This is a genomic window from Streptomyces sp. NPDC001135 (assembly GCF_053598395.1).
This window is the reverse complement of sequence record NZ_JBSFKD010000001.1, coordinates 525,930-552,305: the sequence shown is the minus strand read 5'-3', so window position 1 is coordinate 552,305 and position 26,376 is coordinate 525,930. Positions and strand designations below refer to the sequence as shown.

Below are 26,376 nucleotides of genomic sequence, written 5' to 3'. Positions count from 1 at the left end.
CTCTGTGACCACCGAAGCCTATTCAGTCGCCCTATTCAGTCACCAAGAACTCTGCATGACGTTATACAGCCAGGCAAGCGGCGGCGGCCCGGCGCGAAGAGGGGGGCTGTCCCCAGTGCGGGGGGAAGCGACCGCTCCGTAGGCTCGGGCCCATGAGCACACTGGACTCGCCGGACGCGAGCCTGAAGAAGGACGCGGACCTGCGGAAGGAACTCGACGCCACCGTGCGGGCCCGCACGGACCTCGGTGACGACTACGACTCCGCGCTGGCCGACTCCTTCCTGGAGAAGGTCGAGCAGCGGATCGACGACGCGGTGGACCGCCGGGTACGGCGGCACCTGGCCGAGCAGCGGATGGAGACGGCGCGCGGCGCCCGGCGCCCGAAGGACGCCGACACCTGGACGGAGCGCTTCGGGTTCGCCGTCGTCTCGCTGGTCCTGGCGATCCCGCTGACCGCCGTCGGCGGCGGCATCGCGGGGACGGCCGGGACGCTGGCGACCTGGGCCGGCATCGTCGGCGTCAACTTCGCCCAGGCGGTGCGCACCAACCCGGACCTGCTCACCGGGCGGCGGCGCACGTCGTCCGAGGACTGACCGCCCTCACGCCTGCCGGGCCGGCAGCACCATGACCCGGCGGAGGTCGACGTGCCGGGGCCGGCTGGTGGCGCGGGCGACGACGTCCGCGACCCCGACGACCCCGGCGGGCCCCGGGCAGACGATCGTGGCGTACACCCCGGAACCGGGGGCCGGAGACCGCGGAGCGCCTTGTCCTGCTGGGGAGTTGGGGGCCCGGCACCGCACGCCGAGGCCCACGGGGACCCGCGGAAGAGGCTTTCGCGGGGACCGCCGCACCCCCGTTGCCGGGGGGCGGGACGACGGCGGTCCCCGCGAGGGACGCGGGCCGGGTCAGGCCGGGCCCCGCGTCCGTGGCGTCCATGGAGGTCCGGGAGCCGCTCCGGAGGTCCTAGGCGCCGTTCTGCGCCGGCCCGGACGGGAGCCCGCCCCCGCGCTCAACGCCTGGGAGGAACCCCGCCGTCCTGCCGACACCCACCAATGTGCCGGACCCGTGTTAAGCGGGTGCTGCGCGCACGTGACACTTCCGGTACGGCTTCGGACGGCCCGGGTCACCGCATGTTCGCCCGGGACACGGGCCGTTCACCAGGGGGCCGTCACCTGTTCCCGCCGATCCGGCCACGATCAGACCCGGTCGCTCTTCGGCGGCGGTCCGGATCCCTGCCCACGGCTCCGCAGAGGTGCCGGGCCCAACGGCGGGATCACGCCGCCGGGTTCGCGAGGAAGGCCAGGAGGTCCTGGCGGGTGACGATCCCGGCGGGCTTTCCGTCCACCAGGACCACCGCAGCGTCACGGCCTTCAAGGGCGGACATCAGGCGCTCCACCGGCTCACCGGAACCGACGACCGGCAGCGGCTCGGACATGTACTTCTCCAGCGGAGCGTCCGAGGGGGCGTGGTCGGCCACCAGGGCGTGCAGCAACACCCGCTCCTCCACGGCGCCGATCACCTCTCCCGCCATCACGTCGGGATGTCCCGCACCGGGGGCCACCACCGGCATCTGGGACACGCCGTACTCGCGCAGCACGCTGATCGCCTCCCCCACGGTCTCCGTGGGGTGCATGTGCACGAAGTTCGGGATGCCCTCTTCCACGTCCGCCTTCTGCGCGAGCACCGCCCCGGCCGTCTGCCCGGTGGTGGTCTGCTCGCTGAACCCGTGCTGGCTGATCCACTCGTCGTTGAAGATCTTCGACAGGTACCCACGGCCGCTGTCCGGGAGCAGTACGACCACGACGTCGTCCGGGCCGAGCCGCTCGGCGACCCGCAGCGCGGCGACGACGGCCATGCCGCAGGAGCCGCCGACGAGCAGGCCCTCCTCCTTGGCCAGGCGGCGGGTCATCTGGAAGGCGTCCTTGTCGGACACGGCGACGATCTCGTCGGCGACGGTGCGGTCGTAGGCGGTCGGCCAGAAGTCCTCACCGACGCCCTCGATCAGGTACGGCCGCCCGGAGCCGCCGGAGTACACCGAGCCCTCGGGGTCGGCGCCGATCACCTGGACCTTGCCGTCGCTGGTGTCCTTCAGGTAGCGGCCGGTACCGGAGATGGTCCCGCCCGTACCCACGCCCGCCACGAAGTGGGTGATCCTCCCCTCGGTCTGCTCCCACAGCTCCGGACCGGTCGAGTGGTAGTGCGACAGCGGGTTGTTGGGGTTGGAGTACTGGTCGGGCTTCCAGGCCCCCGGGGTCTCCCGGACGAGCCGGTCGGAGACGTTGTAGTAGGAGTCCGGGTGCTCCGGCGCCACGGCGGTCGGGCAGACGACCACTTCCGCGCCGTACGCGCGCAGCACGTTGATCTTGTCGGTGGAGACCTTGTCAGGGCAGACGAAGATGCACTTGTAGCCCTTCTGCTGGGCGACGATCGCCAGTCCCACACCGGTGTTGCCACTGGTCGGCTCGACGATGGTGCCGCCCGGCTTCAGCTCCCCGCTCTCCTCGGCGGCCTCGATCATGCGCAGGGCGATGCGGTCCTTCACGGAGCCGCCCGGGTTGAAGTACTCCACCTTGGCCAGGACGGTGGCCTGGATGCCCTTGGTCACGTTGTTGAGCCGCACCAGCGGGGTGTTGCCGACGAGGCTGATCATCGAGTCGTGGAATCGCACCGTTGTCTCCGGTCGCTGCAAAAGAAGTGTTCGTAGTGGTGTCGCCAGCCTAAGGCCAGCTGTGTGGCCGTGGCGGTCGTTCACTCCCCGTTGAGATTGGCACACGGTCTGTACGGGGCAAGGAGTGGATGTACGGCTATGAGGAGGTGGCGGCGACGCATGACGAGCATGTCGAGGGCGAGGGTGGCCCGCCGCATCGCGGCCGGAGCGGCGTACGGCGGTGGCGGGGTCGGACTGATCGGCGCGGCCGCGGTCGGTGTGCTGCTGGCGGAGGTCCGTCTGGCGCGGCGCCATGTGGGCAACGGCAGCGGCGGCCGGGTCCCGGTGGCCGACGGTGTGTACGGCCACGCGTACGACGTCCCGGGAGAACCGCCCCTCCGTCTGACCATGCTCGGCGACTCCACGGCGGCCGGGCAGGGTGTGCACCGGTCGGGACAGACACCGGGCGCGCTGCTGGCCTCGGGCCTGGCTGCGGTGGCGGAACGCCCCGTGGAACTGCGCAACGTCGCCCTGCCGGGCGCCCAGTCCGACGACCTGGACCGCCAGGTGGCCCTGGTCCTGTCGTCCTCGGCTCCCGTCCCGGACATCTGCGTGATCATGATCGGCGCGAACGACGTGACGCACCGGATGCCGCCGACCCGTTCGGTACGTCACCTGTCGGCGGCGGTACGACGGCTGCGCACGGCCGGCGCGGAGGTGGTGGTCGGCACGTGCCCGGACCTCGGCACCATCGAGCCGGTGCAGCAGCCGCTGCGCTGGCTGGCCCGGCGGGCCTCCCGGCAGCTGGCGGCGGCACAGACGATCGGGGTGGTGGAGCAGGGGGGCCGGACCGTGTCCCTGGGCGACCTGCTGGGCCCGGAGTTCGAGGCGAACCCGCGGGAGCTGTTCGGCCCGGACAACTACCACCCCTCGGCCGAGGGGTACGCGACGGCGGCGATGGCCGTGCTGCCGACGGTGTGCGCGGCGCTGGGCCTGTGGCCGGCGGAGGAGGAACGGCCGGACGTGTCGCGGCGCGAGGGCTTCCTGCCGGTGGCACGGGCCGCCGCGGAAGCCGCTTCCGAGGCGGGCACGGAGGTCACGGCGGCGATGCCCACCGGGCCGCGGGGGCCGTGGGCGCTGCTCAAGCGGAGGCGGCGGCGCCGGGTACCGGAAGCGGAGCCCGCACGTCCCTCGGTGTGACCCCCTGCGGGCTCCGCCCCGGTGGGCACGGGCCGGGGATCCGGGGGCGGAGTCCCCGGGTGGCCCGCCATGGCCAAGCAAGCGCTTAGTAAATTGCGGTACGGGTCACACGGCAACACCCGTGACCTGGGCCATACGGAGCGGTAACTTCCCAACCGGCCCTGCCCGATAAGCACACCCCGTTCAGATGGAGCCGTGATGCCCGAAGCCGTCATCGTCTCGACCGCCCGCTCCCCCATCGGCCGCGCAGGCAAGGGCTCCCTGAAGGACCTGCGCCCCGACGACCTGACCGCCACGATCATCCAGGCCGCGCTCGCCAAGATCCCCGAGCTGGACCCCCGGGACATCGACGACCTGATGCTCGGCTGCGGCCTCCCCGGCGGCGAGCAGGGCCACAACCTCGGCCGCATCGTCGCCGTGCAGATGGGCATGGACCACCTGCCGGGCTGCACGATCACCCGCTACTGCTCCTCGTCCCTGCAGACCTCCCGCATGGCCCTGCACGCCATCAAGGCCGGCGAGGGCGACGTCTTCATCTCGGCCGGCGTCGAGACGGTCTCCCGTTTCGTCAAGGGCAGCTCCGACGGCCTGCCGGACACCCACAACCCGCTGTTCGCCGAGGCCGAGGCCCGCACCGCGGCGGTCGCGCAGCAGGAGGGCACGACCTGGCACGACCCGCGCGAGGACGGCCTGCTGCCCGACCCGTACATCGCGATGGGCCAGACCGCCGAGAACCTGGCCCGCGCCAAGGGCGTCACCCGCCAGGACATGGACGAGTTCGGCGTCCGCTCGCAGAACCTCGCCGAGCAGGCCATCAAGAACGGCTTCTGGGAGCGCGAGATCACCCCGGTCACGCTTCCCGACGGCACGGTCGTCAGCAAGGACGACGGGCCCCGCCCCGGCGTCACCCTGGAGGGCGTCGCCGGCCTGAAGCCGGTCTTCCGCCCGGACGGGCTCGTCACCGCCGGCAACTGCTGCCCGCTCAACGACGGTGCCGCGGCCGTCGTCATCATGTCCGACACCAAGGCCCGCGAGCTGGGCCTGACCCCGCTGGCCCGGATCGTGTCCACCGGCGTCTCCGGCCTCTCCCCCGAGATCATGGGCCTCGGCCCGGTCGAGGCGAGCAAGCAGGCCCTGCGGCGCGCCGGCCTGACCATCGACGACATCGACCTGGTCGAGATCAACGAGGCCTTCGCCGCCCAGGTGATCCCCTCCTACCGGGACCTCGGCATCGACCTCGACAAGCTGAACGTCAACGGCGGCGCCATCGCCGTCGGACACCCCTTCGGCATGACCGGCGCCCGGATCACCGGCACGCTCATCAACTCCCTGCAGTGGCACGACAAGCAGTTCGGCCTGGAGACGATGTGCGTCGGCGGCGGCCAGGGCATGGCGATGGTCATCGAGCGCCTCAGCTGACACACCGTCCGTAGCGGAGCAGGCACGTCACGTCAGGAAACGGCCCGGAACCGAGGAAACCCCAAGGTTCTGGGCCTTTCCGTGATCCAATCTCGCCCAGGATGTGACCTATCTCGCTCGCCGCCCCCATCGGTGCAGGTCAGCGCAGGTCAGCGCGGTACACAGCCCCGGCGCGAACTCAAAGTCCCGTCCGTTTCGTGACGTTACGCACTGACAGTTGGATAGTCCGCCCTTCAAGCTGATGTAGGAAGTCGGGGGTCGACTTTGAACCGGGAGTACGTCAGTGAGCGCCATGCCGATCGCCCTGCTGCTCACCACGGCCGCCACCTGCGCCGTGGGCGTCGCCGTCCTGCGCACCGTTCTGAAGCTGCGCCGCCAGCTCGGGGAGCTGCAGGCCCAGCTCGCGGAGAACCAGTCAGCCGCCATGCGCGCGCTGGTGCCGAACGCCCGCAGCCACTCCGACGCCGACCACATACGCGCCGCCGTGGCCGAGGCGCTCGCCGAGGAGCGGGAGCGGGAGCTGGCCGAGGCGCGCGCCTTCTGGGCCGCGCAGGAGGCCCGTGACGCCTCCGACACCCCCACGCTGCTCGGCCTGCCCGACGCCGACCTGTTCCTGCCCCGGCCGACCGACTTCGCCGGCCTGGAGCCGGTGTCCGAGCCGACCGCCGAGGCCGACGAGTTCGCCGGGGAGTCCCCGGAGCTGGCCGCGGCCCGCCGCCGCCACCCCTCGCACCCCGACTTCGTCCCGGTGCAGTCGCCGGCGGTGAACGACCACGAGCGCACGGTGACCACGCTGGAGCAGCTGGCCGCCCAGCGCGTCGAGCTCTCCGACGTCCGGCCGGGCCCGCTCGGCACCCTCGACGTCTACGTCTTCGCCGACGGCACCACCCTGTGCATGACCCCGGGCCACCGCGAGACCGCCGAACGCCTGGCGGCGGCCGTGGGCGCGGGCGAGGCCCCGTACCTGCTGGGCGGCTCGGGCATCTCCGGCGCCTACACCCTGACCTTCGCCTGCGGCGAGGACATGGTCTACATCCTGGCCGACCGGGTCATAGCGTCGCTGTGAGACACCGGCGGGGCCCGGCACCCCGCCGGGGGCGCGGGCACCGCGGGACCGGCCACCAGACCGCCGGTCGCGAAACCCCCTAGACGCCCGCCCTCTGCCGCGCCTCCTCGACCATCCGGACCGATTCGGCGACCTCGTCCTCGGTCCGCAGCACCAGCGCCAAATCGTGCGCGGCCACGAGGATTTGATCAGCCGCCGCGAACATCCCCGCATCCGGCATCTCCCGGGCCTCGCTCCCCGGCTCCTCCACAGCCTGCGCCCGCCGGGCCAACTCCCTGGCCAGTGCCAGTGCCTCCGCGGCGGCGCCCCGCTGAAGGCGGCTCTGCGGCGCCGCGCGCAACCGGTCGGCGAAGTGATCCACTGCTTGGGTCAAGGGCGTCGTATCAACCACGCGCCGAGCGTAACGTGCCGCACTGTTGCCAATACGCGAACGCTCAGGCACGGTGACGTGAAGGACCGGCTTACATCCCCTTTGCGTTCGGAGGCGCCGATGTCCCAACTCTTCTCCGAGGAGACCCACCGCAACCTGCTCGCCCGCATCCCCCATTGCACCGGTCGTGAAGTCTCCGACTGGCTGCGCACCGTAGAAGAAGGCCCCGCCCTGTTCCGCTTCGAGGAGAAGGTCAGCTGGCTCCGGCACGAGTACGACCTCGCGTACGGTCACGCGAAGGCGATCGTCCACGAGTACGACCTGAGGAGGGCAGCCCGCAAGCTGCTCTAGACGGCGAAGGGCCCCGGGTCGCGACCCGGGGCCCTTGCTCATGACCGGCGCACGCGCCGCTCGCGCTAGTCGTTGTTGGTGAAGATCGCCACCAGCCGGAGCATCTCGACGTAGATCCACACCAGGGTCATGGTGAGGCCGAACGCGGCCAGCCAGGACTCGTTGCGCGGGGCGCCGTAGGCGATGCCGTCCTCGATCTGCTTGAAGTCGAGGGTCAGGAAGAACGCGCCGAGCAGGATCGCGATGATGCCGACGAGCGCGCCGAGCGGACCGAAGCTGCGCAGACCGCCGTCCTCGGCGACGCCGAACGCGACCAGCAGCAGGTTGACCGCCATGACCACCAGGAACGCCATGGCGATGGCGATACCGATGCGGGCGTAGCGGGCGGTGACGCGGATCCAGCCGGCCTTGTAGACCAGCAGGGTCGCCGCCGTGACCGCCATGGTGCCGAGCACCGCCTGGAACGGGGCGCCGCTCCAGCGGCTGTTGTACATCTCGCTGATGACCCCGAGGAAGACGCCCTCGAAGGCGGCGTACCCGAGGATCAGCGCGGGGGACGGGGTGCGCTTGAAGCTCTGGACCATCGCGAGGACGAACGCGACGATCGCGGAACCGACGGCCAGGCCGTAGCTGGTCGCCGTGACCGGCAGCAGCGCCCAGGCGAGGACGGCGCCGACGGCGACGGTGCCGAGTGTGATGGCCGAGCGGACGACGACGTCGTCCATGGTCATCCGGTCGGTGGTGACGGGGGCCTGCGGCGGGGCGCCGTGCTGAACCCCCGGCTGGGCGTACGGGTTCTGGGCGTAGGGGTTCTGCGCGTACGGGTTGCCCTGTGCGTACCCGGCCTGCGGTGCGGTGTTGAAGCCGGCGTAGCCGTTGTCGCGGCTGAACCCCCGTCGCGAGAAGACCGGGTTACTGCTCCTCATTTCACTCCTCCATGGCTGCCGTGCGCAGCCTTGGCTCAAGAGTAATGGATTGGCAAAGGACCGACCATGATACTTGAGGAGGATCTTTCCTCTGCCCTGCTGCCTCACACGCTACGTGGACCGGTGATTCCCGGCCACGGTTGATCGCATTCCCTGACGAACCTGCGACCTAACCGAAAGGAAACCCGGTGTACGCCTCGGCCAGGTCGGTCGCGGCCGCGCGGGAGGAGGCGATGCGTTCGAGCCGGGCCCGCTGGAGGCGGGCGTCGAACGGGGTGCCGCCCGGGGCCGGATGGAGCATCGTCGTCATGTCGCAGGAGAACCGCTCGGCCTGCCACACGCGGCGCAGACACGTCGCGGAGTAGGCGTCGAGGAGGTCCGGGGAGCCGGTCTCCTTCTCGTGGGCGAGGGCGCGGGCGAGGGTGACGGCGTCACCGACGGCGAGGTTCAGCCCCTTGGCCCCGGTGGGCGGGACGATGTGGGCGGCGTCGCCGGCGAGGAAGAGCCGGCCGTGGCGCATCGGCTCGTGCACGAAGGAGCGCATGGGGGTGACCGACTTGTGGGTGAGGGGGCCGCGTTCGAGCCGCCAGTCGTCGTCCGTCTCCGAGCGCCGCTCCAGCTCCGACCAGATCTCGTCGTCGGTCCACTCCTCGGCCCGTGTTCCGGCGGGCACCTGGAGGTAGAGGCGGGACACGAAGGAGGGGGCAGGGAGCGCGGCGACCTGCCCAAAAGCCTGCCCGGCAGGGTGGTGGCCGGTGACGGGCGGGCGCATCGACAGCAGGGCGAAGCCGCGCTCGTGGCGGGCGTAGACGAGTTCGTCGTGCGAGGGCGGGACGTCGGCGAGGACGCCGAGCCAGGCGTAGGGGTACGTCCGCTCGAACACGCGGGACAGGGCGGCCGGGAACGCCCCCCGGGCCACGCCCCGGAAGCCGTCGCAGCCGACCGCGTAGTCGCACTCCAGCACGTCCTCGCGGCCCTGGTGCCGGAACGGGATGCGCGGCCGGTCGCCGTCCGCGCCCTCCACCGCCAGCGCCCGCGCCTCGAACAGCAGCGGTCCGCCCTCCTTGAGCTGAAGGGCGATCAGGTCCTTGCAGACCTCGGTCTGGGCGTACGCCACGACCGACCGACCGCCGGTCAGGGCGGGGAAGTCGACGCGGTGGCGGCGGCGGTCGAAACGCAGTTCGATACCGTCGTGCCGCAGGCCCTCCCGGTCCATCCGCTCCCCGGCGCCGGCGGCGCGCAGCACGTCGGCCGTGCCCTGCTCCAGGATCCCGGCGCGCTGGCGCCGCTCGACGTAGGCGCGGTCGCGGCTCTCCAGGACCACGCAGTCGATGCCGGCGCGGTGCAGCAGCCGCGCGAGCAGCAGTCCGGCCGGCCCCGCTCCGATGATCCCGACGGTGGTGCGCATCGGCCCTGCCCCTTCCCGTGGCGCCCTCGCCCAGACGGCGACACAACCGACCCGCTGTCCGCGCTGTTCGCCTGATGAACTTTCCTCCACCGGCCGCGGAGGCGATTCCGCGCCGGTGACCATCCGGTGTCAGTGGGGGGTGGGAGCCGCGCGCTGAACCCTGTCCCAGGGGCGCGGGTGGTGCCCGGAGCCGGACTTGAACCGGCACGCCCGCGAAGGGGCAGCGAGGTTTAAGCTCGCCGTGTCTGCATTCCACCATCCGGGCAGGCCATGGGCTCCGCTTCGAGGTTCGAGCCTATCGGGACGCATCCCCCGAACAGCGGAAGGGCGGACCGATGTTGTCTTATTTTATTGACGTCTGAGGGTGCATCAGCCCGCGGAACGGGCCATCCGCACTTGCCAACAGCGTGACGTGACGGGGGTACGGACGTACGTGGAATGACGGAATTTCACCGTCCCAACGAGGGTGTTCCACCCGTTCTCGACATCGTTCGACACCGGTTCGACATCCGGTTCGACCGCCCCCCTGTCAGGGTCGGCCGTCCTCCCCAGGTATGACACCGGGGCCCGCCCGTCCGACCCGAGTCGCCCTACGGAACCGGAACAGCGGCTGACTACACGCGCTCCTGGCACCGAGACGATGGAACGGTCCCCATGGAACACACGTCGTCCCGACAGGAGCACCGTCCCGTGACCACCACACCCACCGCCGGCCGGACCACCGCCGTGGCCGCACGCGCCTCGGAGCTGTCGAAGACCTACGGGCAGGGTGAGACCCGGGTGGTCGCCCTGGACCGGGTCTCCGTCGACTTCCGGCAGGCCGAGTTCACCGCGATCATGGGCCCGTCCGGCTCGGGCAAGTCCACGCTGATGCACTGCGTGGCCGGCCTCGACACCTTCTCCTCCGGCTCGGTGCGCATCGGCGACACCGAGCTGGGCTCCCTGAAGGACAAGCAGCTCACCAAACTCCGCAGGGACAAGATCGGCTTCATCTTCCAGGCGTTCAACCTGCTGCCGACGCTGACCGCCCTGGAGAACATCACCCTGCCGATGGACATCGCCGGACGGAAGCCGGACAGGGCCTGGCTGGACCAGGTGATCTCGATGGTCGGCCTGTCCGGGCGGCTCAGCCACCGGCCCGCGCAGCTCTCCGGCGGTCAGCAGCAGCGCGTGGCCGTCGCCCGTGCCCTCGCTTCCAGGCCCGACATCATCTTCGGTGACGAGCCGACCGGAAACCTCGACTCGCGCTCCGGCGCCGAGGTGCTCGGCTTCCTGCGCAACTCCGTGCGCGAACTGGGCCAGACCGTCGTCATGGTGACCCACGACCCGGTCGCCGCCGCCTACGCCGACCGCGTCGTCTTCCTCGCGGACGGCCGGATCGTCGACGAGATGTTCGCGCCCACGGCCGACTCCGTCCTCGACCTCATGAAGCAGTTCGACGCGAAGGGCCGTACCAGCTGATGTTCCGCACCGCCCTGCGCAACGTCCTCGCGCACAAGGCCCGGCTGATGATGACCGTGCTCGCCGTCATGCTCGGCGTGGCCTTCGTCTCCGGGACCCTCGTCTTCACCAACACCATCTCCGACGCCTACCAGAGGAGTTCCGCCAAGGGCTTCGACCAGGTCGACGTCGCCGTACAGCCCAAGTACCAGGACTCCAAGGGGGACGAGGTCGGCCGGACGGCCGACCTGACCCGGGCCCTGCTGGACCAGGCCGGCAAGGTCCCCGGCGCCGCCTCCGCTACCGGTGTCGTCAGCGGCTTCACCGCCGTCGCCGACCAGGACGGCAAGCTGGCCGGCGGCGACTGGCAGTCCGCCGGCGGCAACTACTGGGGCGCCAAGGACGCCCGGTACCCGCTGGTCAGCGGCCACGCCCCGCACGGCGGGGACGAGGTGCTGCTCGACTCCAAGACCGCGAAGCGCGCCGGCTACGAGGTCGGTGACACCGTGCGCCTGTCGGTGAACGGCCCGGTCCTGAAGCCGACCCTCGCCGGCATCTTCACCACCGACGACGGCAACGTGTCCGCCGGCGGCAGCCTCGCCCTGTTCGACACGCCGACGGCGCAGAAGCTCTTCGGCAAGAAGGGCACGTACGACGAGATCGACGTCAAGGCCGCGCCCGGCACCAGCCAGGCCGCGCTCAAGGCCGAGCTGGACAAGGCCCTGCCGTCCCACCTGGTGGAGACCACCACCGGCAAGCAGCTCGCCGACGACCAGGCGAAGCAGATCGCCGACTCGATGAGCAGCCTGAAGCAGAGCCTGCTGGTGTTCGCCGGCATCGCGCTGTTCGTCGGCACGTTCATCATCGCCAACACCTTCACCATGCTGGTCGCCCAGCGCACCCGGGAGCTGGCCCTGCTGCGCGCGGTCGGCGCCTCCCGCCGCCAGGTGACCCGCTCGGTGCTCATCGAGGCGTTCGCGGTCGGCGCGGTCGCCGGTGTGACCGGTCTGGCCGCCGGTATAGGCATCGGCGCGGGCCTGCGCTCCCTGCTGGGCTCCTTCGGCGGCAGCGTGCCCGACGGGCCGCTGGTGATCAGCCCCGGCACCGTGGTGGCCGCCCTCGCGGTCGGCATCCTCATCACCATGCTGGCCGCCTGGCTGCCCGGCCGCCGCGCCGCGAAGATCCCGCCGGTGGCGGCGATGAGCAGCGTGCACGCCAAGGCGACGACCAAGTCGCTGGTGCTGCGCAACACGCTCGGCGCGCTGTTCGCGGCGGCCGGTGTCGCGGTGGTCCTCGCGGCCACGTCGATGGACGCCGACTCCGCGCAGGGCCCGATGGGCATCGGTGCCGTGCTGCTGATCACCGGTGTGTTCATCCTGACCCCGCTGCTGTCCCGGCCGCTGATCGCGGCCACCGGCCCGCTCATGCGCGCCTTCGGTGTCTCGGGCAAGCTGGCCCGCCAGAACTCGGTGCGCAACCCGCGCCGTACGGCGGCCACCGCCTCGGCTCTGATGATCGGCCTGACCCTGATCACCGGCATGACGGTGATGGCGGGCAGCCTGCAGACGGCGATCGACAAGATGGCCAGCTCGTCGCTGCGCGCGGACTACGTCGTCTCGATGACCAGCGGCGACCCGCTCTCCCCCGACGTGGCGCGGAAGCTCGCCGCGACCGACGGCGTGACCGCCATCAGCCCCGTGCGCCGGGCCGTCTCCCGGATCGACGGCTCCAGCGAGGTGCTGACCGGCGTCAACGGCTCCGCGATCGGCGCGCTGACCCATCTGGAGACGAAGCAGGGCACCTTCGAGGTGGGCGGCTCCCGGGTCGCCGTGGACGAGGACACCGCCAAGGCGCACGGCTGGAAGGCCGGGTCGGTCTTCACCGTGCACTACGAGGACGGCAAGCGGCAGAAGCTGACGGTGGCCGGTGTCTACCAGGGCAACGAGATGTTCAAGGAGATCCTGGTCGACAACGCGGCGGTCACTCCGCACCTGACCCACCCGGCCGACAGCGACGTCATGGTCAAGACCGCGGGCGGCGCCTCCAGCGCCACCAAGGACAAGCTGGTCAAGGCCCTCGACTCCAACCCGGCCATCAGGATCCAGGACAAGCAGGACATCTCCAACGCCATCGCGAAGATGTTCACGCTGATGCTGAACATGCTCTACGGCCTGCTCGGCATGGCGGTGATCGTCGCGGTCCTCGGGGTGATCAACACCCTGGCCATGTCGGTCTTCGAGCGCTCCCAGGAGATCGGCATGCTCCGCGCGATCGGCCTGGACCGCAGGGCGGTCAAGCGGATGGTCCGCCTGGAGTCCCTGGTCATCTCCCTGTTCGGCGGGGTGCTCGGCATCGGTCTGGGCGTGTTCTTCGGCTGGGCGGCCGGTGAGCTGCTGGGCACGAGGATGCCGACGTACGAACTGGTCCTGCCCTGGGGCCGGATGGCGGTCTTCCTGCTGCTGGCGGGCCTGGTCGGGGTCCTGGCCGCCCTGTGGCCGGCCCGGCGCGCGGCCCGGCTGAACATGCTGGCGGCGATCAAGGCCGAGTAGCCGTACGGCATCCGAGGGGGCCCCGTTCCGTCACCGGAGCGGGGCCCCTCGCGCCGTACCGCCGGTCAGCCGTTCCAGGTGCGGGTGCGCAGCGGCAGGCCGGAGGCGCCGGACTCCGGGGTGCGGACCGCCAGGACCTGGTTGACGCCGATCCGGTTGCGTTCGAAGGCGAGTGCGCAGGCAGCCATGTACAGCAGCCAGACGCGGGCGCGGCCGGGGCTGGCGAGCCGGACGGCGCGCTCCCAGTCCGCCTCCAGGTTGGCGACCCAGCGGCGCAGGGTGCGGGCGTAGTGCTCGCGGATGGACTCCACGTCCCGCACCTCGAACCCGGCGCGCTCCAGCTGGGTGACGGTGGTGCCGAGGGGGGCGAGTTCACCGTCGGGGAAGACGTACGCGTCGATGAACTCGTCCACCTCGTACGCCGATTCGTCGTACTGCGGGCGGCGGGCGATCTGGTGGTTGAGCAGCCGCCCGCCGGGCTTCAGCAGACCGTACAGCTGCTGGGCGTACTCCAGATAGCGTTCGGCGCCGACGTGCTCGGCCATGCCGATGGAGGAGATCGCGTCGAAGGGGCCGTCCCTGACGTCCCGGTAGTCCTGGACCCGGATGTCCACCCGGTCGGTCAGCCCCTCGTCGGCGACGCGCTTACGGGCGTACGCCGCCTGCTCCTGCGACAGCGTGACCCCGACGACGTCCACGCCGTGCTCGCGGGCCGCGTGGACGGCCATCGAACCCCAGCCGCAGCCGACGTCCAGCAACCGCTGCCCCGGTGTCAGGCCGAGCTTGGCGCTGATGAGTTCCAGCTTGTCGCGCTGGGCGCTCTCCAGCGTGCCGCCGTCCTCCCAGTAGGCGCAGGAGTACACCATGGACGGGCCGAGGACCAGCTCGTAGAAGTCGTTGCCGACGTCGTAGTGGTGGCTGATGGCCCGCCTGTCGGTGCGCCGGGTGTGCAGCTTCCGGCGCGGTCTGCGGGCCTCCTCGCGCGGCGGGGCGGGCGGGACCGGCGGCCCCGCCAGCTTCAGCAGCTCACGGACGGCGGCCCGTACGGCGGGGTCGCGTGCGCACTCGAGCAGACCGCGGGCGTCCTCCCCGCGCTCCCACACCAGACCCGCCATCGCGTCCAGCGCGGTGTACAGGTCCCCCTCGATCCCCAGGTCGCCGGAGACCCAGGCGCGGGCGAGGCCCAGCTCGCCCGGCTTGAACAGCATGCGCCGCAGGGCGCGGCGGTTGCGCACGACGAGCGCCGGCGCGCCCGGCGGCCCGGCCTGCGAACCGTCCCAGGCCCGCAGCCGGACCGGGAGCGGGGCTCCCAGCAGTTGCTCGGCAAGACTCCACAGCCGCGACGCGGCGTCGGCCATGACGCACACCTCCAAGACGACGATCCCGGATGCCGGTAACCACGTAAACACCGTCAGCCACCGAAGGTAGTCCCGCAGGCCGTCTTTTCCGGGCAAAACCGAAGGACCTCCCGCACCACGGATGGCAGGAGGTCCTTCGGGTCGGTCGTCGACCGGTGGGGGTCAGGAGGCCTTGGCCTTCTCCCCGGTCTTGTCGGCCGTGCTCGCGGCGGCGACCGGCGCGGGCTTGGCGGCCTCGTAGAACTCCTCGCGCGGGTTCTCCATGGCGCCCAGGGAGACGACCTCGCGCTTGAGGAACATGCCGAGCGTCCAGTCGGCGAAGACGCGGATCTTGCGGTTCCAGGTCGGCATCGCCATGCCGTGGTAGCCACGGTGCATGTACCAGGCGAGGCGGCCCTTGAGCTTGATCTTCATCTTGCCCATGACGATCATCGCCACGCCCTTGTGGAGGCCGAGACCGGCCACCGCACCCTTGTTGGCGTGCTCGTAGTCCTTCTGCGGGAAGCCCCGCATGCCGGAGACCACGTTGTCGCCGAGGACCCGCGCCTGGCGCAGCGCGTGCTGGGCGTTCGGCGGGCACCAGGCGTTCTCGTTGCCCGCCTTGCGGCCGACGAGGTCCGGGACCTGGGCGTTGTCACCGGCGGCCCAGATGTAGTCCGTGCCCTTGACCTGGAGCGTGGGCTCGCAGTCGACGTGGCCGCGGGGGCCGAGCGGCAGGCCGAAGCGGGACAGGGCCGGGTTCGGCTTCACACCGGCGGTCCACACGATCGTGTTGGAGTCGACCTCGAGGCCGTTCTTCAGCACGACGTGGCCGTCGACGCAGGAGTCCATGGAGGTGGAGAGGTAGATCTCCACACCGCGGCTCTCCAGGTGCTCCTTGCCGTACTGGCCGAGCTTGGGGCCGACCTCCGGCAGGATCTTGTCGGCGGCGTCGACGAGGATGAAGCGCATGTCCTCACGGGACACGTTCTTGTAGTACTTGGCCGCGTCCCGGGCCATGTCCTCGACCTCGCCGATGGTCTCCGCACCCGCGAAGCCACCGCCGATGAAGACGAAGGTGAGCGCCTTGCGGCGGATCTCCTCGTCGTTGGTCGAGTCGGCCTTGTCGAGCTGCTCGAGGACGTGGTTGCGCAGGCCGATGGACTCCTCGATGCCCTTCATGCCGATGCCCTGCTCGGCGAGGCCGGGGATCGGGAAGGTGCGGGAGACCGCGCCCATCGCGATGACCAGGTAGTCGAAGGGCAGCTCGTACGCCTCGCCCACCAGCGGGGCGATCGTGGCGACCTTGCGGTCCTGGTCGATGGTGGTGACCCGACCGGTAAGGACCTCCGCCTTCGGCAGCACGCGTCGCAGTGGCACGACGACGTGGCGAGGGGAGATGTTGCCGGCGGCGGCTTCGGGGAGGAAGGGCTGGTAGGTCATGTACGACCGGGGGTCGACGACCGTGACGGTCGCCTCTCCGTAGCGCATCTTCTTGAGGATGCGCCGAGCTGCGTACAGGCCTACGTACCCACCGCCTACTACGAGGATCCTGGGACGCTCCGTGGTGCTCATGCCATCGAGTATCCACCCGCCTCGGAGGGGTCGCTCGTGCGCCCCTTCACAAGGTCCGACAGGCCCTGTGCTACACTCCGCGGCTCGCGTGACGCAGATCATGGCGGCCGAGGGGAACCGCAGCATCCTCGGAGCCGTTGTCAATGCCGCGTGAGCTGCCTCTCTCGGCGGCGAGCGCGGGTGTGAGCCGTTCGCAACACCCCCGCCGGAACGCAATCCGAAGGTGTCGCACGACCCCCATCTGAACATGTTCAAGGACGTCTTGGGCACCCGAAAGGGTCAGCGGACACCCTTCCGTGCCCCGACCGGGCCGAATTCCTTGTGAAGAACTTCACGAAGTTTTCCGGCGCCGCACCGCCGGGGGCGCCCGGGAGGGCCCTTTCGGTGCCGCTCAAACGTTATCCGACCTGCTCAGCCGGAGGCTACTCACCAGTAACACCGGGTCTGGCCGCGCACCGCGCGACGACGACCGTGTCCGCCGAGGCCGTGCGGTGTCCCCCTCCGCAACGCCGGTGACGGTCCGACCGCGCTGCCGAAGCGACGGCCCTGGTTCCTCCCGGGGGGAACCAGGGCCGCTCCGCGTCACCGGGGCCGGCCACCGCCTCGGCCGGCCGCCTCTTCCGCCTCTTCCGCCTCTTCCGCCACCTTGAAGGCGATGCCGTCGAGGATGTCGTGCTCGCTGACGACGACCTCCTCGGCGCCGATCCGCTCCATGATCGCCAGCAGGACCAGGGAGCCCGCGCCGATGACGTCGACCCGGCCCGGGTGCATGGACGGGATCGCGGCGCGCTCGGCGTGCGTGGAGCGCAGCAGCCACCCGGTGATCTCGCGGACGCGGTCGTGGGAGATCCGGGAGTGGTGGATGCGCGCGGAGTCGTACTCGGGCAGTTCCTGGGCGATCGCGGAGACGGTGGTGACCGAGCCGGCCAGGCCCACCAGGGTGTGCGCCTCGCGCAGCGGGACCGTCCGCTCCGCGAGGTCCAGGGCGGCCTCGATGTCGGCCCTTATGGCGGCGATCTGCTCCTCGGTGGGCGGGTCGGAGACCTTGCCGCCCCGCACCAGGTGACGTTCCGTCATGCGCACGCAGCCGACGTCCACCGACCGCGCCGCCCGGACGTGGTCGTCGCCGACGACGAACTCGGTGGAGCCGCCGCCGATGTCCACGACGAGGTAGGGCCTGGTGAGGTCCGTACGCCCCGTCAGCTCCTTGGTCGCGCCGGTGAAGGAGAACTCGGCCTCCTGGTCGCCGGTGATGACCTCCGGCTCGACCCCGAGGATGTCCACCACGCCGCGTACGAAGTCGTCCCGGTTCTCGGCGTCGCGGGAGGCGGAGGTGGCCACGAAGCGCAGGCGCTCGGCACCGCGCTCCTTGATCACGGCCGCGTACTCACGGCAGGCCGCGAACGTGCGCTCCAGCGCCTCCGGGGCGAGCCGGCCGGTGCGGTCGACGCCCTGTCCGAGCCGCACGATCGTCATCCGGCGGTCGAGGTCGACGAGTTCACCGGTTCCCGGATGCACGTCGGCGACCAGCAGACGGATGGAGTTCGTACCGCAGTCGACGGCGGCGACCCGCGTCACTTCTCGTCCCCCTCGGTGTGTTCGAGGGTCACACAGGCACCCTTGCTCCACCACTCCGGCAGCATGGCGAGCGCCTCGTCGCCGAGCGGGTTCACGCCGGGGCCGGCGGCCAGCGAGTGGGCCACCAGGACGTGCAGGCACTTGACCCGGTCCGGCATGCCGCCCGCGCTCGGGAAGCCCTTCAGCTCCTCGATCTCGTCGCGGCGCCGGATGTAGTCCTCGTGCGCGGCCCGGTAGGCGGCGGCCAGCTCGGGGTCCGTCTGCAGCCGCTCGGTCATCTCCTTCATCACGCCGTTCGCCTCCAGCGTGCCGATGGCGGAGGACGCCTTCGGGCACGTGAGGTAGTACAGCGTCGGGAAGGGCGTGCCGTCGGGCAGCCGCGGCGCGGTCTCCACGACGTCCGGCTGGCCGCACGGGCAGCGGTGCGCGATGGCCCGCAGGCCCCGCGGCGGGCGGCCGAGCTGCTGCTTGAAGGCCTCCACGTCCGCGTCGGTGGGCTCGGTGCGCGAAGTGGGCGGCGGGGGCGTTTCCATGACTGCTCTTCGAAGCTTTCTGTCGGTTACGGCCGAAGGCCGGCGTTACTGCTCACTGGTCGGAGGCGTCGGACTTGTCGACCCCGTCCCAGACGTTCGCGTACCAGGGCCGGTGGGCGGCCCCGAGGTCGGTGCGCGACTGCTGGGCCGCGCCCGGGTCGACGACCACGTACCCGGTCTCGCCGGGCTTCACGTAGTGCAGCCGGCGCCGGATCTGCTGCTCGGCGTAGGAGTCGTCCTGCCAGCGTGCCTTGAGGTCGCGCAGCTGCTCGACCCGCTTGCGGGCCTGCTCCTGCTGCCGCTGGAGGTCGGCGATCTCCGCGCGCTGGGAGACGTACTGCCGCATCGGGTAGGCGAGCGCGACGATCATCGAGCACAGCACCAGCGCGAGCAGCGCCGCCCGGCCGGTGAGCCGGGAGCGGCGGGCCTGCCGCTTGGTCTGGGAGCGGTAGACCCGGGCCGCCGTCTGCTCGCCGAGCAGCCGCAGCCTGGTCGCGGTGGAGAAACGGTCGCGGTCCTTCACGGCCATGTGGCTCTCCGCCTCCCCTTGCCTTGCGCTTCACACGTGCGTACGTCCCCGGACACGGTACGGGACCGGGTCCGGGGACGTACGTATGACTGGCTAAGACTTAGCCCGGTGGGGGTCAGCCCTTGGCGACGTCGATGTGGCCGCGGAAGCGCGGGAAGGCGCTGCGGCCCGCGTACACGGCGGCGTCGTCGAGGATCTCCTCGATGCGCAGCAGCTGGTTGTACTTGGCGACACGCTCGGAACGGGCCGGGGCGCCGGTCTTGATCTGGCCGCAGTTGGTGGCGACGGCCAGATCGGCGATGGTGACGTCCTCGGTCTCGCCGGAGCGGTGGGACATCATGCACTTGAAGCCGTTGCGCTGGGCCAGCTCGACGGCGTCCAGGGTCTCGGTCAGCGAGCCGATCTGGTTGACCTTGACGAGCAGGGCGTTGGCGGTGCCCTCCTCGATGCCGCGGGCCAGGCGCTCGGGGTTGGTGACGAACAGGTCGTCACCCACCAGCTGGACCTTGTCACCCAGACGGTCGGTGATGACCTTCCAGCCGGCCCAGTCGTCCTCGAACAGCGGGTCCTCGATGGAGACGAGCGGGTAGGCCGCGACGAGCTCCTCGTAGTACTCCGTCATCTCGGCGGCGGAGCGCTCCTTGCCCTCGAAGAGGTACGTGCCGTCCTTGTAGAACTCGGAGGCGGCGACGTCGAGCGCGAGGGCGATCTGCTGGCCGGGGACGTAGCCGGCCTCCTTGATCGCCTCGAGGATGAGGTCGAGGGCCTCGCGGTTGGAGCCGAGGTTCGGGGCGAAGCCGCCCTCGTCGCCGAGGCCGGTGGACAGGCCCTTGCCCTTCAGGACCTTCTTCAGGGTGTGGTAGACCTCGGTGCCCCAGCGCAGGGCCTCGGAGAAGGACTCCGCGCCGATCGGGGCGATCATGAACTCCTGGATGTCCACGTTGGAGTCCGCGTGCGAGCCGCCGTTGAGGATGTTCATCATCGGCACCGGCAGCAGGTGCGCGTTCGGGCCGCCCAGGTAGCGGAAGAGGGGGAGGTCGGAGGCCTCGGAGGCGGCGTGGGCGACGGCGAGGGAGACGCCGAGGATGGCGTTGGCGCCGAGGGAGCCCTTGTTGTCGGTGGCGTCCAGGTCGAACATGGCCTGGTCGATCAAGCGCTGCTCGGTGGCGTCGTAGCCGACCAGCTCCGGGCCGATCTGCTCGATGACGGCGAGGACGGCCTTCTCGACGCCCTTGCCCTGGTAGCGGTTGGGGTCACCGTCGCGCAGCTCGATGGCCTCGAAGGCGCCGGTCGAGGCGCCGGACGGGACGGCGGCACGACCCGTGCTGCCGTCGTCGAGGCCGACCTCGACCTCGACCGTGGGGTTGCCTCGGGAGTCCAGGATTTCCCGGGCTACGACGACGTCGATGGACGGCACGAGCATCTCCTTCTTGGATGTGACGCTGGAAGTGCGGGGCTTGCTGCCTTACGGCTGCGCCTTGCGACTAGAGCCTAACCGTCTCCGGGGGATCGGCCACCGACCGACCGCCCCGTGGACGGGGAGGGACACGCAGACGGTACCCATTGTTCCTGAACGGAACAAAGGGTGGGTGCAGAAGGCACGCACATGACTGCCCGGGGCGCGCACAAAAGACCCCGCCCCGGCGCGTACGGGGGAACACGCGCCGGGGCGGGGAGTCCGTGGGGACGGGGGGCGGGCCGAGGGCCGCTGCCGCTTACTTCAGGTGCAGCTGCTGGCCCGGGTAGATGAGGTTCGCGTCCTCGACGATGTCCTTGTTCAGCTCGAAGAGCTTCTGCCAGCCGCCCTGGACGTGGTGCTTGGCGGCGATGGAGCTGAGGGTGTCACCGGTGACGACCTTGTACTCGCCGTCGCCCTTCTTGACCTTCTTGCCGGTCGGCGTGGTGACCGTCTTGCTCTTCGCCGGGGCCGTGCGCTCGGCGGAGCGGGAGGCGGCCTGCTGGTCGGAGCGCGTGGTGGTGCTGGGCGCGGTCGTCTTCGACGAGGTGGTGTGCGAGGGGGTGCTGGGCGCGGAGCCGTTGTAGGCGGCGCTCGACAGGCCCGTGCCGCAGACCGGCCAGGCACCCTTGCCCTGCGCACCGAGGACCTTCTCGGCGACGGCTATCTGCTGCGCCTTGGTGGCCTGGTTGGCCTGCGGGGCGTAGGCGGTGCCGCCGTACGCGGCCCAGGTGGAGGCGGAGAACTGCAGCCCGCCGTAGAAGCCGTTGCCGGTGTTGATGGACCAGTTGCCGCCCGACTCGCACTGGGCGACCGCGTCCCACTCGGAGGCGGTGGCGGCGGAGGCGTTGCCGGCCGCCATCAGCGGGGCGGCGACGGCGGCGCCGGTGACACCGGCGAGCGCGATGACACGGGTGGCCTTGGACGGACGACGGTGCTTGCCCTTGCCGGTAAACAGCATGGATCGATCCCCTCACCGACGCCTGCGAGGTGAGCTGTCGGGTTCGGGCCGGTTGAGTTGCCCGGCCGCACGCTCGCTCTCGCGAGGCGCGGCTTCACCCCCAGCCGGTTCCGGCGTCAACCGCCGGGCCCGGCACTTACCTTGGGTCCCCCGCTCCTGCCTACGGCGCTTGACGCGACGACTGTTCCCGGGCAACCGCTGGCAGGATTCGGCGTTGCGACTGCCGGGGCTCGTGGTGACGAGCGGCCTCGACCGTAGACACGTGATCGAGGGAATTTCAAAGACGATCAGGGCTTCTGAGACTCATCCCACACTTTCACCGAATCGGACATCAACGGCGAAACGGGGCGTCAACTGCCGCTGTCCTCCGCCCGTTTAGGAACCGACTTCCAGGGTCTGACCGGCGGCGATGTGGTTCGGGTCGGCGCCGATGACGCTCTTGTTCCCGTCGTAGAGCGCATGCCACCCGCCGTCGACACCCAGGGAGTCGGCGATGGAGGCGAGGGTGTCCCCCTCGCGGACCGTGTAGGTGCCGGCCGCACGGTCGGCGTGACGGCCGGAAGCGGGGGCGTTCTGACCGTTTGTCACGGTTTCGTCCGCACTCTCGCCGCGGTGACGTCCGCCACTGCTGAGCGTGCCGGTGTCGACCAGGCTCCAAGAACCGGCGGACTGCTGGTAATTGTCCGATTCGTCGGTACCGGGCGTTGCCGTCGGCGAGCTGTCGCCGCCCTGCGAGCCGCCATTGCCGGTCGAGCCGGACTTGTCGCCCTTGTCGGACTTGGGGGTGCTGGTTCCGGTGGAGCCGCCGGGCGCATCCGGGGTCTTCGTGGCGTGGTGACCCTTCCGCGGAGCCGGCGTGGCACTCGGGTCCGAGGAGGGACCGGAGGCGCCCGGAGCGGAGGAGTCCGGGCCGGAGGAGTCCGACGCGGAGGGGGAGCCCGTGCCGGAACCCGGGTCGGAGTGGGGGCCGGAACCCGGGCCCGAACCGGAGTCCTGCGCGGACGAATCCGGCAGACCGGACGAGTCGGAGGTCCCGGCCGAGCCGGAGGTGCCGGCCGAACCACCGGTGCCGCCCGGGCCGCCGACGCCGGTGTCGACGTCGACCGAAGCGGAGTTGGAGGTCAGACCGGAGAGCAGGGCGCAGGTGGCCCACGGCTTGGTGCCCTGGTCGGCCAGGATCTTCTCGGCGACGGCTATCTGCTGCGAGCGGCTGGCCTGGTCGGCGCTGTCGGCGTACTGCGTACCGCCGTACCTGCCCCAGTCGTCCTGCGAGATCTGCAGGCCGCCGTAGTAGCCGTTCCCGGTGTCCGCGCTCCAGGAACCGCCGCTCTCGCACTCGGCGACCTTGTCCCAGGTGGTGCCGTCGGCCGCGTTGGCGCTCGCGGCACCGAGCAGCGGGATGGCGATGGCGGAGCCGGTCACTCCGGCCGCGACGAGGAGGGCCGGAGCCTGACGGGGGCGACGGTGACGACCGTTCCCGGAGAGCATGCGGAAGCCTTTCGTGCGACAGCAGGAGCGGCGCGGCGCGCTGAAATCCGTCGCCACGCTGATGGGTGAACGTATCCGCAGACGATCACTTGTCACAAGTTAATGCCGCGCAGATCACGTGAAGATCACAAAGTTGAACGCCCTTCACGTTCACCGGCGCCCGGCCGCGCCGGCGGCCGGCGTGAACTCCACGGGCAGGGTGCGCAGGCCGCGCATGATGAGCCCGCCGCGCCAGCGCAACTCGTCCGGATCCACGGCGAGCCGCAGGTCGGGCAGCCGGGTGAGCAGGGTGGCGAGCGCGGTCTGGCCCTCCAGCCGGGCGAGCGGCGCGCCGAGGCAGTAGTGGATGCCGTGGCCGTAGCCGAGGTGCTGGTTGTCGCGGCGGGCGAGGTCCAGCGCGTCCGGGTCGGCGAACCGCTCCGGGTCCCGGTCGGCCGCCGCGAGGACCACGAGCACCGGGTCCCCCGGCGCGATGTCCTGGCCGCCGATGGTGAGCGGCTCGGTGGCGAACCGCCAGGTGGCCAGCTCCACCGGGCCGTCGTAGCGCAGGAGTTCCTCCACCCCGGTCTCCAGCAGGTCCGTTTCCCGCCTGGCCAGGGAGTCCTGGAGCCGCGCGCGCTGCTCGGGGTGGGTGAGCAGGGCGTAGGTGCCGTTGCCGATGAGGTTGACGGTCGTCTCGAAGCCGGCGAACAGCAGGATGAACGCCATCGCCGCGGCCTCGTTCTCGGTGAGGTGCTCGCCGTGGTCGGAGGCCCGGATGAGGCCGGAGATGAGGTCCTCGCCGGGCGCGGGCTCGGCGGGCAGCGCCTCGCGCTTCTTGTGGATCAGCTCGGCGAGGTAGCCGCGCATCTTCTTGACGGACCGGGCGACTCCGCCCCGCGGCCCTCCGCCGTGCCGGATCATCATGCCGGCCCAGTCCCGGAAGTCGTCCTGGTCCTCGCGCGGGACACCGAGCAGGTCGCAGATGGCGTAGATGGGCAGCGGGAAGGCGAACTCGTGGATGAGGTCGGCGGAGCCCCTCTCGGCGAACCGGTCGATGAGGTGGTCGGTCAGCTCCTGCACCCGGGGCGTGAACTCGGCGACCCGGCGCGGGGTGAACGCCTTGCTGACCAGGCGGCGCAGCCGGGTGTGGTCCGGCGGGTCGATGTTCAGCAGATGGGTCATCAGCTCGGCCTTGCGCTCGCCGGGGATGCCGGTCTTGCCCTTGGCGTGCGCGGGCTCGTCGTGATGCGCCGGGTTCTTGCTCAGCCGCTGGTCGGCCAGGGCCTGCCGGGCATCGGCGTACCGGGTGACCAGCCAGGCCTCGACCCCACTGGGCAGCCGCGTCCGGTGCACCGGCGCGTGCTCGCGCAGCCAGGCGTAGGCGGGGTAGGGGTCGGTGGCGAACTCCCAGGTGAACAAGGGGGGAGCGGAGTCCGGGGCGGAGTCGGGGGCGGTCCGGGGGTGGGGCTGGTCGGTCACTCCCCGACCGTATCCGGACTCGGGTGGGCCTCCGCGTCCCGGTGGCCGCCTCGGGCCGCGCGTATCGCTTCCGGCTCGACGCCCTCCGCCTCCCGGACCGCGTCCCGGTACGCCCGCGCCGCCGCCCGCAGGGCCGCCTCCGGGTCCACGCCGTCCGCCTCGGCACGGACCGCCAGCGCGAGCAGTTCGTAGCCGATGCCCTCGCCGCGCGGCAGGCGGACGTCCAGACCCGCCGTGCGGGCGCGGGAGGCGAGCTTGGCGGCGAGGGCCAGTGCGGGCTGGCCGAGCGGGACGCCCTCCGTGACCGAGGTGCGCTGCTTCTCCTCGGCCTTGGTGCGCAGCCAGTGCTCCTTGACGTCCTGTGGTGTCTCGGCCTTCTCGTCACCGAAGACATGCGGGTGCCGGTGGACGAGTTTGGCGACGATGCCGCCGGCCACGTCGTCGACGGAGAACGGCGCGTCCGGGTGCTCCTCGGCGATCCGGGAGTGGAAGACGACCTGGAGCAGGACGTCGCCCAGCTCCTCGCGCAGCTCCTCCCGGTCGCCGGTCTCGATCGCCTCGACCAGCTCGTACGCCTCCTCGAGGCCGTACTTGGCGAGGCCCTCGTGGGTCTGCCGGGACGACCAGGGGCATTCGGCGCGGATGCGGTCCATGACCTGCACGAGGTCCAGCAGGCGGGCGCCGGGCAGGTCGTAGGAGGCCGGCAGCAGCTCCAGCTCCGGCATGGAGACACGGCCGGAGCCGGCCAGCCGGGCCAGGCCGTCGGTGAGCGCGGGCTCCCCCTCGCCGGTGGCCACGACCACCACGGTCCGCCCGCCGGCGCAGGCGTCGACCAGCTCCTGCGCGGTGGGGGACGCCTCCTCCACGGCTGTCCCGGCCTCGCGCAGATACGGCAGCTGCGGATGCGTGCCGTCCGCGCACAGCACGGCGTCGGCGGCGCGCAGGGCCTGCCAGGCGGGCCAGGACAGCAGGCCCGGGGCGACACGGTGGCTGGTGGTGAGCAGGACGATGCGACCGGGGTCGGCCGGGGCGGCGAGGTCGGGGCTGGATGCGTTCACGGTCCGAACGTAACCCACGGCGGGAGGGAGCGGATTCGGTTGTCCACAGGGCAGGGACGATCGTGTGATCGTATGACCGACGCAGGGTGCCCGAACGTCCTCGGCCGGCGGCGTCCGGCCCCGCCGCGCTAGGGCCTGTCGTCAGACTCCCGTCGTCGCCCGGAGGGCGGCCCTGCGGCGTCAGGTGCGTGCTCTCGCCGTGCCGGGCGCCGACCCTCGTACTGGATGTCCTTGGGTCCGCGCCCGGTGCGGCGAGTGGGGGCACCTCCCACGCCCTTGAGGCAGCGGGGGAGCGTGCATGGCGCCGCCGGGCAGACGGGAGTCTGACGACAGGGCCTAGGCCGTGACCGGCTGCCCGCCGTCCGCCGTCGTGACCTCCCGCACCCACGGCGTGCTGGCGTCCACGCGACTGCTCTTCTGCACGTCCCAGGAGCCGTAGCGCGGGTTCAGGGCGACGCGGAGCTCCCGGGACGCCTTGGACAGGGCCTTCCAGAAGTCGGGCCGGCTGGTGTCGGTACCGAGCTTCCCGGCCAGCTTCTGCGCCTCCAGCTGGAGGCTGAGGTTCTCGTCGAGGTGGGCCGGGGCGATGCCGTACTTCTCCAGCCAGGCGGCCTGCAGCCCCTTGGCGCCGCCGGCCTGCTCCTCCAGGCCGGCACGCATCCGCTGGACCTCCTTGCGGGTCACCGTGACGCCCGCGTCCTGCGCGGCGCGGTGCAGCACCCGGTCGAGGACCATGTTGTGCAGGGTGTCCCGGGTGAGGCTGCTGGTGGAGGCGAGGACCTGCTGGTACTGGGTCTCGTCCGGCACCGCGGCCCGCTGTGCCCTGCGGACCTCGTCGACCCGGCTCTCCAGTTGGGCGACGGTGATCCGCTGCCCTCCGACGACGGCCGCGGCGCCCGGGTGCGCGTCGTTCCCGCAGGCGGTCAGCAAGGGTGCCGCGGCGGCGATCGCGGCGGTGAGGACGAGCGCGGTGCGACGGCGGCGGTGCAAGGGAACCTCCAAGGGGAGATTGTGCGACGGTGCA

Annotated in this window: 23 protein-coding genes, 1 tRNA gene and 1 riboswitch; of the genes, 7 read left to right on the top strand and 17 right to left on the bottom strand. The window is 71.3% G+C overall.

What is annotated here, in order from left to right; all coding sequences use genetic code 11:
• Window positions 1-152: 152 nt before the first annotated feature.
• Window positions 153-593, top strand: coding sequence for a hypothetical protein (locus tag ACWC94_RS02670; protein ID WP_450794520.1), 441 nt, complete (start codon window positions 153-155; stop codon window positions 591-593).
• Between the two features lie 6 nt (window positions 594-599).
• Here ACWC94_RS02670 and ACWC94_RS02665 read toward each other — a convergent pair whose 3' ends face one another.
• Window positions 600-731: a hypothetical protein gene (locus ACWC94_RS02665; protein ID WP_450794519.1), complete on the bottom strand. Its 132-nt coding sequence runs from the start codon at window positions 729-731 to the stop codon at window positions 600-602.
• Window positions 732-1,273: 542 nt separating this feature from the next.
• On the bottom strand, window positions 1,274-2,668 hold the full coding sequence (locus ACWC94_RS02660; RefSeq protein ID WP_450794518.1) for a cystathionine beta-synthase: 1,395 nt from the start codon (window positions 2,666-2,668) through the stop codon (window positions 1,274-1,276).
• A gap of 159 nt (window positions 2,669-2,827) precedes the next feature.
• Here ACWC94_RS02660 and ACWC94_RS02655 point away from each other — a divergent pair, with 159 nt between their 5' ends.
• From ACWC94_RS02655 to ACWC94_RS02645, 3 genes are all read left to right on the top strand, one after another.
• Entirely contained in the window at window positions 2,828-3,847 is a 1,020-nt protein-coding gene (locus ACWC94_RS02655; RefSeq protein ID WP_450794517.1) for an SGNH/GDSL hydrolase family protein, read from the top strand.
• 198 nt (window positions 3,848-4,045) lie between these two features.
• Window positions 4,046-5,266, top strand: coding sequence for an acetyl-CoA C-acetyltransferase (locus ACWC94_RS02650; RefSeq protein ID WP_450794516.1), 1,221 nt, complete (start codon window positions 4,046-4,048; stop codon window positions 5,264-5,266).
• A gap of 283 nt (window positions 5,267-5,549) precedes the next feature.
• Window positions 5,550-6,332, top strand: a complete 783-nt coding sequence (locus ACWC94_RS02645; protein ID WP_450794515.1) for a hypothetical protein — start codon at window positions 5,550-5,552, stop codon at window positions 6,330-6,332.
• A gap of 79 nt (window positions 6,333-6,411) precedes the next feature.
• On the opposite strand, the gene ACWC94_RS02640 is transcribed toward ACWC94_RS02645, so the two are convergent.
• Window positions 6,412-6,723, bottom strand: a complete 312-nt coding sequence (locus ACWC94_RS02640; protein ID WP_450794514.1) for a hypothetical protein — start codon at window positions 6,721-6,723, stop codon at window positions 6,412-6,414.
• A gap of 99 nt (window positions 6,724-6,822) precedes the next feature.
• Here ACWC94_RS02640 and ACWC94_RS02635 point away from each other — a divergent pair, with 99 nt between their 5' ends.
• Window positions 6,823-7,053 (top strand): DUF4287 domain-containing protein, encoded by a 231-nt coding sequence (locus ACWC94_RS02635; protein ID WP_020940491.1) that lies wholly within the window; start codon window positions 6,823-6,825, stop codon window positions 7,051-7,053.
• A gap of 65 nt (window positions 7,054-7,118) precedes the next feature.
• Here ACWC94_RS02635 and ACWC94_RS02630 read toward each other — a convergent pair whose 3' ends face one another.
• The 3 genes from ACWC94_RS02630 to ACWC94_RS02620 form a co-directional block, all read right to left on the bottom strand.
• Window positions 7,119-7,979, bottom strand: coding sequence for a Bax inhibitor-1/YccA family protein (locus ACWC94_RS02630; protein WP_450794513.1), 861 nt, complete (start codon window positions 7,977-7,979; stop codon window positions 7,119-7,121).
• A gap of 169 nt (window positions 7,980-8,148) precedes the next feature.
• On the bottom strand, window positions 8,149-9,387 hold the full coding sequence (locus ACWC94_RS02625) for a 4-hydroxybenzoate 3-monooxygenase (RefSeq protein WP_450794511.1): 1,239 nt from the start codon (window positions 9,385-9,387) through the stop codon (window positions 8,149-8,151).
• A 178-nt stretch (window positions 9,388-9,565) separates the two neighbouring features.
• Window positions 9,566-9,652 (bottom strand) — tRNA-Leu (locus tag ACWC94_RS02620).
• 425 nt (window positions 9,653-10,077) lie between these two features.
• Between ACWC94_RS02620 and ACWC94_RS02615 the strand changes: the two genes are divergently transcribed.
• Together ACWC94_RS02615 and ACWC94_RS02610 are read left to right on the top strand one after the other, a co-directional pair.
• Complete coding sequence (locus ACWC94_RS02615) at window positions 10,078-10,848, top strand: ABC transporter ATP-binding protein (RefSeq protein ID WP_450794510.1); 771 nt, start codon at window positions 10,078-10,080, stop codon at window positions 10,846-10,848.
• Complete coding sequence (locus ACWC94_RS02610) at window positions 10,848-13,376, top strand: ABC transporter permease (RefSeq protein ID WP_450794509.1); 2,529 nt, start codon at window positions 10,848-10,850, stop codon at window positions 13,374-13,376. The genes ACWC94_RS02615 and ACWC94_RS02610 overlap by 1 nt, the downstream gene beginning before the upstream one ends.
• Window positions 13,377-13,441: 65 nt before the next feature.
• Here the strand turns inward: ACWC94_RS02610 and ACWC94_RS02605 are convergent, their stop codons facing one another.
• The 11 genes from ACWC94_RS02605 to ACWC94_RS02555 all read right to left on the bottom strand — a co-directional run bounded on the left by ACWC94_RS02605 (window position 13,442) and on the right by ACWC94_RS02555 (window position 26,342).
• Complete coding sequence (locus ACWC94_RS02605) at window positions 13,442-14,734, bottom strand: class I SAM-dependent methyltransferase (protein ID WP_450794508.1); 1,293 nt, start codon at window positions 14,732-14,734, stop codon at window positions 13,442-13,444.
• A 162-nt stretch (window positions 14,735-14,896) separates the two neighbouring features.
• A complete protein-coding gene (locus ACWC94_RS02600) occupies window positions 14,897-16,288 on the bottom strand; it encodes an NAD(P)/FAD-dependent oxidoreductase (protein ID WP_450794506.1) in 1,392 nt (463 codons plus the stop codon).
• Window positions 16,289-16,870: 582 nt separating this feature from the next.
• Window positions 16,871-17,866 (bottom strand): Ppx/GppA phosphatase family protein, encoded by a 996-nt coding sequence (locus ACWC94_RS02595; RefSeq protein WP_450794505.1) that lies wholly within the window; start codon window positions 17,864-17,866, stop codon window positions 16,871-16,873.
• The gene (locus tag ACWC94_RS02590; protein WP_450794504.1) at window positions 17,863-18,399 is read right to left on the bottom strand and encodes a DUF501 domain-containing protein; all 537 of its coding nucleotides are present in this window, start codon (window positions 18,397-18,399) and stop codon (window positions 17,863-17,865) included. Before ACWC94_RS02590 ends, ACWC94_RS02595 begins: the two co-directional genes overlap by 4 nt.
• A gap of 52 nt (window positions 18,400-18,451) precedes the next feature.
• Window positions 18,452-18,928: an FtsB family cell division protein gene (locus tag ACWC94_RS02585; protein ID WP_450794503.1), complete on the bottom strand. Its 477-nt coding sequence runs from the start codon at window positions 18,926-18,928 to the stop codon at window positions 18,452-18,454.
• A gap of 115 nt (window positions 18,929-19,043) precedes the next feature.
• The gene (gene eno, locus ACWC94_RS02580; protein WP_450794502.1) at window positions 19,044-20,351 is read right to left on the bottom strand and encodes a phosphopyruvate hydratase; all 1,308 of its coding nucleotides are present in this window, start codon (window positions 20,349-20,351) and stop codon (window positions 19,044-19,046) included.
• Window positions 20,352-20,643: 292 nt separating this feature from the next.
• On the bottom strand, window positions 20,644-21,345 hold the full coding sequence (locus ACWC94_RS02575) for a transglycosylase family protein (RefSeq protein WP_450794501.1): 702 nt from the start codon (window positions 21,343-21,345) through the stop codon (window positions 20,644-20,646).
• A gap of 4 nt (window positions 21,346-21,349) precedes the next feature.
• Window positions 21,350-21,523: riboswitch (cyclic di-AMP (ydaO/yuaA leader) on the bottom strand.
• 197 nt (window positions 21,524-21,720) lie between these two features.
• On the bottom strand, window positions 21,721-22,833 hold the full coding sequence (locus ACWC94_RS02570; protein ID WP_450794500.1) for a transglycosylase family protein: 1,113 nt from the start codon (window positions 22,831-22,833) through the stop codon (window positions 21,721-21,723).
• Between the two features lie 150 nt (window positions 22,834-22,983).
• Window positions 22,984-24,294 carry a cytochrome P450 family protein gene (locus tag ACWC94_RS02565; RefSeq protein WP_450794499.1) on the bottom strand — a complete coding sequence of 437 codons (1,311 nt, stop codon included), beginning with the start codon at window positions 24,292-24,294 and terminating at the stop codon, window positions 22,984-22,986.
• The gene (locus ACWC94_RS02560) at window positions 24,291-25,352 is read right to left on the bottom strand and encodes a nucleoside triphosphate pyrophosphohydrolase (RefSeq protein ID WP_450794498.1); all 1,062 of its coding nucleotides are present in this window, start codon (window positions 25,350-25,352) and stop codon (window positions 24,291-24,293) included. The genes ACWC94_RS02565 and ACWC94_RS02560 overlap by 4 nt, the downstream gene beginning before the upstream one ends.
• Window positions 25,353-25,688: 336 nt before the next feature.
• Window positions 25,689-26,342, bottom strand: a complete 654-nt coding sequence (locus ACWC94_RS02555; RefSeq protein WP_450794610.1) for a SurA N-terminal domain-containing protein — start codon at window positions 26,340-26,342, stop codon at window positions 25,689-25,691.
• Between the last annotated feature and the right edge of the window lie 34 nt (window positions 26,343-26,376).